This window comes from Halolactibacillus halophilus (assembly GCF_900115605.1).
Lineage (GTDB): Bacteria > Bacillota > Bacilli > Bacillales > Amphibacillaceae > Halolactibacillus > Halolactibacillus halophilus.
Map to the genome: position 1 here is coordinate 58,058 of NZ_FOXC01000010.1, position 10,259 is coordinate 68,316.

Below are 10,259 nucleotides of genomic sequence, written 5' to 3' on the forward strand. Positions count from 1 at the left end.
CGGGACTATAAGTGATTTGATGACTTAACTGGGGGCAATAAACAGCTTCTTACATTAACTACACGATTGACAAGTCCCGTAAACCTCCATCGAGTGACCAGATATCGTAAACCCTTCCTTTTCTGCTGCTTTAATTAAATCATCAGACATTGGACAATGCTCAATAGGCAATAACTTACCGCAAGAACTACAAATCATATAGTGATGGTGCGTTTCTAGATTAATAAGCTTATAACCTGAAGTCGCACGGTCAATATTGGTTTTGTAAATAAGTTGTAGGCCATCTAAAAACTCTAAATTCCGATAAATCGTCGTTAAATTTATTGCTGAATTATATTGTTGACATGCATATAATAACTCATCTACTGACTGTAACTTATTCTGATGTTTAATGAGTTGCTGCAAAATAATTTTCCGTTGACCAGTTACTCTTCCCCCGGCTTTTTTTATTTTTTCAACTAAATCTTCATATGTCATAAATGCTTTTCTCCTTTCCTGTATGAGCTACTTGTTTTGTTTTATATATTTTCCAACTAAACCTGCTTGACATTTAATCATTACATAACATATAATAACCTTATTGCAAATGAATTGCAATAAGGAGGGGGATAATATGATAATTAATGCTAAAAGAAAGACAGTTGTTTTATTAATGGCCGCTTTCATTCTAGCTATCATTTTGATTGGATGTAGTGAAGATACAACCAATAATGACGATGACAGCGATGGAGAGGTTAATTTACAAGTTGCTGTATCAATTTTACCACAGGCTACCTTTGTTGAGAAAGTTGCAGGTGATTTAGTAGATGTAGTAACAGTGATTCCACCTGGTTCTAGTCCGGCTAATTATGAACCAACCCCAAAAGAAATGATGGCTTTAGAAGATAGCGCTGTCTACTTTGCTATTGGCGTACCGACTGAATCTGCAAATATTATGCCTGACATGGTGGATAATACTGAAGTAGACATTATAGAATTACAAAAAAATGTTGCAGAAGATTATGAGGATCGCTACTTTGATACAGAGAACACACAAAGAGATCCACACATTTGGTTATCACCGAAGCGAGTAATCGTAATGGTGGATACCATTAAAGAAAAGTTATCCGAATTGGACCCAGAGAATGCAGAAGTATATACGGAAAATGCAGAAGCATATATTGAAGAACTAAGTAAATTAGATACGGATATTAATAATATGTTTGCAGATATTGATAATTTAAACTTTATCATTATGCATCCTTCTCTAGGTTATTTCGCTGATGATTACGGTCTTACAATGACAGCGATTGAACAAGATGGTAAAACAGCAACCGCCAAGTGGATGCAAGAAGTTATTGACCTAGCAGTTGAACAAGATATACATGTCATATTTTATCAACAAGAGTTTGACTCTAATCAAAAAGATACCGTAGCAGAGGAGATTAACGGGAATGTAGTCGAATTAAAACCTTTGTCACCGGACTATATTCCAAATTTACGAGCAATGGCTGAATCATTTTTAGAATCAGAATAAAAAAAGCTCGTTAATTTTTAACATTTTTAAAGAAAACTTATTTTCATAAGTTTTCTTTTCTTTTTAAGCTTCTTGATACCCCCTCGGCTATAGTTGAGGTTCAGTAGAGCTTTAGCGCTGGAGTAAAAGAGTCTTAAATCACACATTAAACCATCCACTCACACTGGTGGTTTTGATTTGCGGTTTGATGCACAAAATAGACTAAGTTTTTTAGCCTTATCAATTATTCATTGGAGGAAGTAGTATGAATGTCATCCAAATACAAAATTTACACGTAAACTATGGTAAGATACAAGCTTTAGATAATGTGAATTTCAATATCAAACAAGGTGAATTTTTAGGTATTATCGGTCCAAATGGTGGTGGGAAAACAACCCTAATAAAAACTATTTTAGGGATGATTGAACCATCCAAAGGTGGGGTAACAACCCATGAAGACACTGTAATTGGCTATGTTCCCCAGCTAACGACTTTTGATCGGAAGTTCCCAATCACAGTTGGCGAGGTCATTAAAACGGGACATTTACCTAAACGGGTCATGCCGTTTTATAAATATTCTAAAGAGGCGAATCAACATGTCTTAGCAGTCATGGAACAACTAGATATTGCTGAACTATTTGATCGACAAATCGGACAACTTTCCGGTGGACAAATGCAAAAGGTGTTGATCGCAAGATCACTGATGAACCATCCAAATGTACTAATTTTAGATGAACCAACAGCAGGTGTAGATGAGGACTCACGAGCCCATATTTTTAAGATGTTGCAACAATTAAATACATCCATCACCATCATTATTATTAGTCATAACATTACGGCACTATCTCCTTATTTAGATAGAATTATCTATATTAATAAACAAGCGCATGTGCATTCAGACAACCATCCGACTTCAGGTGACGTAATGGAAGGAGACATGTGTCCGATTGATTGGTTTATCCAAGGAGAAAAAATTACAAAAAATGAAGCTTATCAGGCTCATGATCAAAAACAAAAGATGGCAAGTGGGGTGAGAAAATGACGAATCTACTAAGTTATGCTTTTATGCAAAACGCTATAATAGCCGCTATATTAACAAGTGTAATCACCGCAATTATGGGGACGATCATTGTAGAAAAAAATATGGTCAGCCTAAGTAGTGGTATTGCACACACTTCCTTTGGTGGTATTGGTGCCGGTTATTTTCTTGGAATTGAACCCATTATAGGTGGATTGTTTTTTGCTGTAGGTGCCTCATTAGGTGCAAACAAGATACAAAAAAGTACGGGAGCGAATACCGGGACAATTACAAGTATGTTTTGGTCAACGGGAATGGCTTTAGGTATTTTATTTATCGCTTTAACACCTGGATATCCACCAGATATGATGTCTTATTTATTTGGAGACATTCTATCTGTAAATCGAGCCTATTTATGGATTATTGGTGTGTTAACCATCATCATTCTTATTGCTACATTATCTTATTTTGAGTATTGGAAACTGTATCTGTTTGATGAAAACTACGCTAAAGTGATAGGAATTAATATTAAGCATTTTGACATTGTCTTATATATTTTAATCGCATTGAGTATTGTCATTTTAATTAAAGTTGTAGGGATTATTCTTTCTCTTGCTATGTTAACTATGCCACCAGCGATGGCAAAAATGTTTACCCATAAATTAAAGAATATGATGCTGTTATCAAGTTTAATTGGTATGATATTCACGTTAGCGGGATTGATGATATCTTATTATTTAAATATCCCTTCTGGTGCAAGTATTATTTTATTTGGCGCTCTCTCGTATTTTCTTACAGTTAGCGTTAAAAAAGCATCTAAAAAATCCAACACATGAGGTTAACCTCTAACAAATAATGTTTAAGTAAAAATCCGGATGACCGTAATCATCCGGATTTCATATTATTTTACTTTAGTTGACGGCCATTTGAAATCTTGTTTAAATAATTGTCTAATAGATGCAATGATATTCACCGATTACATAATGGAGTTTAAACACTTGTGCTACGCGTCGATCATAATTATAACTATCTAAGTCTAACCAGTCGATTAGAAATAATCGACCATTATTTTTATCAGGAAAACTTCATGCTTTATTTTAGCAGCTACAGCCCTATTCTGCCCTACTGAATGCCATAGTCATATCTTACCCTATTATTCTAATGAATAAGGTGCAGGCTTCTCTGCCACCATCTGTAAATCATGTTGTTCTTTTACGACGTATGCCATACAAGTTTTTAAATACTCAGCTAAGTTCTGATCAGTACAGTAAACGTAACAACCTTTTTGGCCTCTCGTCATTAAAGTGCGATACGTATTTTTAATAATTTTATCCGCAATTTTATCTGCTTCTTCTGGGTTATCTTTCGCTAACTTTTTAATCCCTTTTAAAGATTGATCGGTCTTTGCTCGCTTAGAATAGTCAGTGACAATCTGATCATCTTCGTAGCGCATGTCATCTCCAATAATCACACCAATGTAATCAAATTCCAATCCTTGTGCTGTATGAATACACCCCGCTTCTTCTACCGATGAATTATCAATTGCCCACGTTGTATTAAGATTCCAACTCATACCAAAGTCGTCAATCACAATATCGTGATAATCAACATTTCGACGTTCATTTTTAGGCCATTCCCAACAATAACCGGCCATCATTCGTGATTTATTGGCTAGTTTATTTTTTTCTTTGATTAACTCAAGCAACTCACTAGGACTATCAACTACTCTAAAATCATAATCCATACCAATAACATTTTTATTCGCTGTTTCTCTAATTTCAAGCACATCATCTAACCAAGCAATATAGCCATCTGATCCATCACATCTAAATTGTGATACTAGTTCTCTTTTGATCACTTCTGATCCTAACGCATGAGCATATTCTTCAATTTCATCAATACTTCCCGCATCTGAGAAGGTCACTTTTTGGTGCTCATCAATAAAGAAAATAGACAACAAAGAACCATTAATGATTTCTTTTGTCTGATTTTCACCCATGTTTTGAAACATACCTGACTTTCGATTAAGTCGGTGTGCTTCATCTACAATTAAGACATCAAATTCATTCTCCTCAGCTTTAGTAAAGCTACCAGAACCCTTAAAAAGATTATTGATGTGTGTTTTCTTCATCGTGCCTTGAAGTTTTGCGGCATACACTTCTCTTGGTGCTGAGTTTTTAGTAATATACATTGCCAAGCGGTCTTTATTGATAATTTCTACGAGCAAGTTAATTGCTAAAACTGATTTCCCCGTACCTGGACCACCTTCTACAATCATTGTTCTTTTCTTTTGATCTTTCATTGATTGTTTAAATAAAGCTAATGCTTCTTCAAAAAACACCTTTTGTTCATCAATCATATAGAACTCTTCATTACCCTGAATCATATTCTTTAAGGCATCTTGTAGTGATTTTGATGGTTTTATTTTCCCTTGGTCAATTTGAACAATTGCATCCGACTGATCTTTTTGTTTAATATATTGCTTCACGAATTTTCTAAGCTTATTAATCTCACCCTTCCGAAAAACAGGGGCCTTATCTATATAAAAACTATAACTTTTATCCGTTAGAGGGTCTTCCTCTTGAACAAAGTAATTATGCAAATACGCACATGGTACTAAGTTGATTTTATTTGTTCGAACACTTTCATTAAAGTCTGTGATAAGGGCAGCATATGTATAGGCTTGATAAGATGGATGGACTGTCTCACGGATTCCACCACCGAGCGCTGTCTCAACAATAGCTTCTTTCCCTTCCACTTTATGAGCAAACTCCCATTGTTTTAATTCCACAATCATCACATTATCATTATGGCCATCATTCCCGGCTATAATAAAGTCTACTCGTTTTGATGTATTTGGAATATTAAATTCAATCGCCACTGATACATCTCCTGGAATGTCGGGATCATACAAGACGTTGGACATCTTAGCTAATGAGTTTTCCCATGAACGAATTTCACTTTTCGTTGTTTTTCCGATTTTTTCTTGATAAGCCTTATATAAGTTATCAACTAATACTTCATTAATAGTATCTTCCCTAAAAGCCTTTGCGGTTGATTGATAGATAATCATAGTCTCTCTTTCTCCTTTCAAAGTTATAATGTTTTACTTTTCCTTCTCTTACTCTCTCATTTTAACTTGTAAGTAAAACTTACAAGTTACTTCTCCACTCACTATAATTTAACAACCTATTTTCTTCAACGTAAACAATGTATATAAGTTTTTTCTATACTACTTCTCTTTTTATTTAAAGGTCTGTTGTAAAATGAAATGCATAATCCTATTAGATATTAAAAAAGCCATGTAGATGCGCTATACTTATGAGTGACAAAACCAATAAGTTAGGAGCGCTCTACATGACTCAACATCATTCTACCACAATAAAACGCATATTTACACACTTATCAGATATCGATCTGGTCTATACACTCAAAAGGAAATGGCTGACATACTAGGAGTGAGCCAATCAACGATTTCTCGCGAACTAAAACGCGGGATGACTGAACAGGTTAAGCTTGTAAATGGCAAAAGAGAACATTACGAGAGTTACTTTAGCGACGTCAGCGCGCGTGTATATCAAGAGAATCGCGAACGCTCTCGTCAGAAAGGTATCGAGAAATATGATCAGGTTTTCTTCAAATTACTGCCAGAACAGCTGAAGCCACCGAAAGATGAGCTACGTATTCATAGTGTTGATACCTTTACACATCAGTACCAGAAAGACAATCCCGATAAGCGTGTGCCATGTACGAAGACGGTCTATAACCTTATTGATCGTGGTGAGCTTGATGTCAGAAATATTGATTTACCACGGAAAACCCGTTTACGCCCTCGGCGTAAAAAGCCAACCGACACACATGGAACGAATAAACGTAAGCTTGGCCGTAGTATTGAAGAACGCGATTCTGCTGTTTTAACGCGAGAAGAATTCGGCCACTGGGAACTAGATTTAGTCATCGGTAAAAAGACCAAAGGCGAACCTGTTATCCTGACGTTACTTGAAAGACAAACAAGACACTATGTTACTAAGAAGCTTTGGGACAAATCATCGGAGTACATCTGAGAAGCCATGCTTAAGATTATCAAGGAACAGGGGCCCCAGAACTTTAAAACCATTACGACGGATAACGGCTCAGAGTTTCGGGCACTGAGTAAATTAGAAGATACGTGTGAACATCTTGGCGTGTATTACGCACATGCTTACGCTTCTTGGGAAAAAGGTTCGAATGAGCGTCATAATGGTATGCTTCGCGAGTTCATACCGAAAGGTCTATCACTTCGAGATTTGACTTACAAACGATTAAAGCAGTGCACAGATGCGTTAAACATGAAGCCAAGACGGACGCTAGGGTATGTTTGTCCTCAAGAACTGTTTGAACAGAAGCGTCAAGAAATAGCACAGGCATCCTAATCCCGCCACTCTTGACGACGTTTGTGACCATGGTAAGTAGCCCTTTGGCGGATGGGAAAAGTTCTGCCTTGTAGAGGTACCATCCGCGCTTATAGCGTAACATGGTCAAGCTCTTCTAAGTTCTCATTCGTTGGGACCCCGAACCCAACAAATGATTCACTAAGAAGATGCACTGACGTCAAGAGCACGCCGCAAGGCGGTGGCTAGTACGGCATAAAAATCAAGCATTCGTATCGATTAAAACACTATAAGTATAGCTTTTTGAATATATTGGCATATCTTTTAAAAAAAGTTTATGCATTTGACTTTACAATTCAGGTTTTTTACTTTTTTTAAATATTTTCCTTAATTTAATTCCAATAAGTGAACCAATTATTACAATAATTAAAATGTTAAAAAGATTATCATTCGTTAAGTGATTTTGTTCTTTTAAAAGGCTGACAATAGCTAATCCAACTATAGCACCTAAAATATAAATGATTGTTCTTTGTATATCCTTATTCTTCATTCTAATTCCTCCTAGTATTCTTTAATACTGATCTTTCGTATTCATTCCTTGATATCATAATAATTAATGGCAATGGTGAGGACTACTATCGCAGCAAAGTAGACGCCTACAAAGAAACCGGATTGTATCGTCAAGTAGAACTTCCATGGATTCAAAAATCCATAAATAAAGAAAGTTGTTCCGGCTATAATCATCACAAAGCGGATAAGGTAGTAGCACAAAAAACTTTTTCCTGTTTTGATTCCTTCTTTGCTAGGACGAATATATAATTGCCATACTGCAAGGGCAGATATACTTACTAGCCATATCACAATGCAACTATACACAAATCCTGTTAAGTGATAATGCTCAACGAATCCAGAAAATCCCGTGTAAAAATTACCTGATGTGATATCCTGTCTTGTTATTGGAAATTCTACAATCATAGAGATCATCCACATAACTAATAAAGCAAACATAGACAAAGCTGCGAGAATTTTAAGTATCCAACTTGTACTAAAAATTTTTTTATGCTTTTGAATAGGAACACTTTTTTTATTTATGTTATTAAAGTTCATTTCATCAACATCATTGTTCATCAGATAATCCAATGAACAATCAAAAAATGTACTTATCTTGATGACATTATCAATGTCCGGAATGGCACCCATCTCCCTTTTTGAGATTGCTTGTCTTGATACGTTTAACTTAGCAGCCAATTGTTCCTGGGATAATCCATTCAATTTTCTTAACCGATGAATTTTTTCACCAAACGTCATCCTCATCACCTCATCACCTATGTTTATATAGCTATGAGCAAAACTATGTTTTTATAAAGTGCGACACAGAACTAAAATGACTAGTACCTATAATATACTGCAGTGGTTTTATCAACGCATTTCAGATTTTGCTCATCTCTATATATATGATAGAAAAACAAGCTATATTATGCCACCGTTCGTGGTTTACAAAAGCGCAACTCACTGTTGCAATACAACAAAGGAGATTAGAAAATATGTACAAGTTTACTAAGCTAAACAGTTTTGTTCAGTTCGGTTAACATTATAAGACGAATGATTCAATTCTAATTCTCTTAATATTATATTTGGTGATTCTGCCACGTTAGCTCCTTTAGGATAGTCAGATCATTTCATTTAGTGCCTCTATTTTCTTCTATAATCATAAACATCCCTGTGAATATTCAATCTCACATCATTAATGATAATTGTATCGTTATCAAGCCATTCAATATTATCTGCCGTGCAATTTTTCTCATAGTATCACGCGTGTTTATTATCCATAATTATACATATTTCCAGTCGCGAGTTTCTGCTGCCATTTCGCTAATTCCCTGATTTCTAAGCGCCATTCTATCGGCAAGGCATCACAAAGAAGCAGGCGTAAAAAGCCTGTGAAGGACAAAGGTTTACAGTAGGTTCCTTTGCTTCCGTGTGTATGTAGGAATTTCAGTAGAACATACGCAATCAATGCAGCGAATAGTTGATTAAATACAGCGTTTTCAGCCGTACCAAATAGAACCGGTACATTTAAGTTCTGTTTTACCCACCGAAAGAAAGATTCGATTGCCCATCGAGATTTATACATGCCAGCCACTTCTTCAGCTGTCACGTTCATCAAACTCGTAATAACACTGATGATTTGGTTTTCATAGTCCAGAAACTGTACAACACGGTGTCGTTTCTCCGTTTGTTTCTGCGATGTTCCGAGCTTACAAGTGAAATCACCGATGACGTTAGATCCTTCGGATCGACTTCCTTGTAGTGATTTCCTTCGGTTCAATTGAATATTATCCTTTAGACGAAAGACGAAGTCTTGCCCGTTTTTTAGATAGTGATCCACCTTGTCGATGGAGAAATAAGCTCGGTCACCAACCAGAATAAAACGAGGATCTTCCAGTTCTTTTCCGATAGGTCCGTCATGTTTCAACCCGGTGGTTTCTACTACATGAAGAGGCATGTCCGTTTCATTTGTGAAGCCCACATGTAGCTTAATCCCGGCACGTTCTCCGTGGTAAAGTGCCCAGGGTAAACGTGATTTTCCGACTGTAATTGTCGTAGAATCAATCGAAAGAAGTGCTTTAGGAAGTTTTAATTTGCGACGGGCCGCACGATTTAATTTACCAATCATCACTTCCATGACGCGTTTCACGATCGCATAATTCAGCTCTTTCAAGCGTTTGGACAAAGAAGAATGATCAACGGCCGTCAGCCCAAGACTTTTGCCAACATCCGCCGCATGGCGGAGGCTTTTCCATTCATTTGCCGCGGAATGAATAAGATAAGACAGAATAACATTGACTGTGCATTTACGTGCTTTTTCTTTATACTGAAATTCTTCTAAGATTGCTTGAAGTTCTTCTTCTGTAAGAAAGTTTTGAATTAATGTTCTGAGCGTGGTATTCTTATTCATGAGAGATGCCTCGTTTCGTAAATGTTAGTTTAGTCACTTACATTTTACAAGAGGCGTCTCTTTTTTTCATGTGTTTAGTTTGGAAGTATTCGGTTAATCAACACGCGTGCTACTGAAGTTAATTATGCTCCTCCATCCGAGATAATATATGTTCTTTATTTACTCAACTTTCGCACCCCGAAATTGGCAGGTAGGCCTTGATATAGCTAGGCAAGGCATCATACCATTGTTGGAGTTGCTTTTTGATAAGATTTTGTATTTTATTATTTGTTTGTTTAAGGGTATCTTCAAGAAGCTCGAAGAGCTGATATAATGCATGAGCCCAATCAAGTTCATTAATTTCGTCACTTAATTCATAAAAGATACCACCTAGTGTTCGATCATCATTATGGCAGCGATTTTGCCATGAAAGGGTGA

Annotated in this window: 8 protein-coding genes and 3 pseudogenes; 4 read left to right on the top strand and 7 right to left on the bottom strand. The window is 36.2% G+C overall.

Annotated elements, in window-relative coordinates; translation table 11 throughout:
- Positions 1-54: 54 nt before the first annotated feature.
- The gene (locus tag BM098_RS05345) at positions 55-477 is read right to left on the bottom strand and encodes a Fur family transcriptional regulator (protein WP_089831187.1); all 423 of its coding nucleotides are present in this window, start codon (positions 475-477) and stop codon (positions 55-57) included.
- 136 nt (positions 478-613) lie between these two features.
- On the opposite strand from BM098_RS05345, the gene BM098_RS05350 reads away from it, so the two are divergent.
- From BM098_RS05350 to BM098_RS05360, 3 genes are all read left to right on the top strand, one after another.
- On the top strand, positions 614-1,516 hold the full coding sequence (locus BM098_RS05350; RefSeq protein ID WP_089831188.1) for a metal ABC transporter solute-binding protein, Zn/Mn family: 903 nt from the start codon (positions 614-616) through the stop codon (positions 1,514-1,516).
- Positions 1,517-1,760: 244 nt separating this feature from the next.
- Entirely contained in the window at positions 1,761-2,537 is a 777-nt protein-coding gene (locus BM098_RS05355; protein WP_089831190.1) for a metal ABC transporter ATP-binding protein, read from the top strand.
- The gene (locus tag BM098_RS05360; RefSeq protein WP_089831192.1) at positions 2,534-3,349 is read left to right on the top strand and encodes a metal ABC transporter permease; all 816 of its coding nucleotides are present in this window, start codon (positions 2,534-2,536) and stop codon (positions 3,347-3,349) included. The genes BM098_RS05355 and BM098_RS05360 overlap by 4 nt, the downstream gene beginning before the upstream one ends.
- A 317-nt stretch (positions 3,350-3,666) precedes the next feature.
- Here the strand turns inward: BM098_RS05360 and BM098_RS05365 are convergent, their stop codons facing one another.
- A complete protein-coding gene (locus BM098_RS05365; protein WP_089831194.1) occupies positions 3,667-5,586 on the bottom strand; it encodes a DUF2075 domain-containing protein in 1,920 nt (639 codons plus the stop codon).
- A gap of 424 nt (positions 5,587-6,010) precedes the next feature.
- Here BM098_RS05365 and BM098_RS13680 point away from each other — a divergent pair.
- Positions 6,011-6,925: pseudogene (locus BM098_RS13680) on the top strand (IS30 family transposase).
- A 307-nt stretch (positions 6,926-7,232) separates the two neighbouring features.
- Here BM098_RS13680 and BM098_RS05380 read toward each other — a convergent pair.
- The 5 genes and pseudogenes from BM098_RS05380 to BM098_RS05395 form a co-directional block, all read right to left on the bottom strand.
- Positions 7,233-7,433, bottom strand: coding sequence for a hypothetical protein (locus tag BM098_RS05380; protein ID WP_089831199.1), 201 nt, complete (start codon positions 7,431-7,433; stop codon positions 7,233-7,235).
- 41 nt (positions 7,434-7,474) lie between these two features.
- Entirely contained in the window at positions 7,475-8,191 is a 717-nt protein-coding gene (locus tag BM098_RS05385) for a helix-turn-helix domain-containing protein (protein WP_159430118.1), read from the bottom strand.
- Positions 8,192-8,575: 384 nt separating this feature from the next.
- Positions 8,576-8,680: pseudogene (locus BM098_RS13975) on the bottom strand (DUF5412 family protein); the annotation flags it as partial.
- Between the two features lie 25 nt (positions 8,681-8,705).
- Positions 8,706-9,842 carry an IS4 family transposase gene (locus BM098_RS05390; RefSeq protein ID WP_089831203.1) on the bottom strand — a complete coding sequence of 379 codons (1,137 nt, stop codon included), beginning with the start codon at positions 9,840-9,842 and terminating at the stop codon, positions 8,706-8,708.
- 163 nt (positions 9,843-10,005) lie between these two features.
- A pseudogene (locus BM098_RS05395) lies at positions 10,006-10,259 on the bottom strand (IS4 family transposase); the annotation flags it as partial.

What these genes read in the sequence shown, in the direction of transcription:
- BM098_RS05360 (WP_089831192.1), top strand. Translation starts at nt 2,534, where the DNA reads ATGACGAATCTACTAAGTTATGCTTTTATGCAAAACGCTATAATAGCC.
- BM098_RS05355 (WP_089831190.1), top strand. Translation starts at nt 1,761, where the DNA reads ATGAATGTCATCCAAATACAAAATTTACACGTAAACTATGGTAAGATA.
- BM098_RS05345 (WP_089831187.1), bottom strand. Translation starts at nt 477, where the DNA reads ATGACATATGAAGATTTAGTTGAAAAAATAAAAAAAGCCGGGGGAAGA.
- BM098_RS05350 (WP_089831188.1), top strand. Translation starts at nt 614, where the DNA reads ATGATAATTAATGCTAAAAGAAAGACAGTTGTTTTATTAATGGCCGCT.
- BM098_RS05365 (WP_089831194.1), bottom strand. Translation starts at nt 5,586, where the DNA reads ATGATTATCTATCAATCAACCGCAAAGGCTTTTAGGGAAGATACTATT.
- BM098_RS05380 (WP_089831199.1), bottom strand. Translation starts at nt 7,433, where the DNA reads ATGAAGAATAAGGATATACAAAGAACAATCATTTATATTTTAGGTGCT.
- BM098_RS05390 (WP_089831203.1), bottom strand. Translation starts at nt 9,842, where the DNA reads ATGAATAAGAATACCACGCTCAGAACATTAATTCAAAACTTTCTTACA.
- BM098_RS05385 (WP_159430118.1), bottom strand. Translation starts at nt 8,191, where the DNA reads ATGACGTTTGGTGAAAAAATTCATCGGTTAAGAAAATTGAATGGATTA.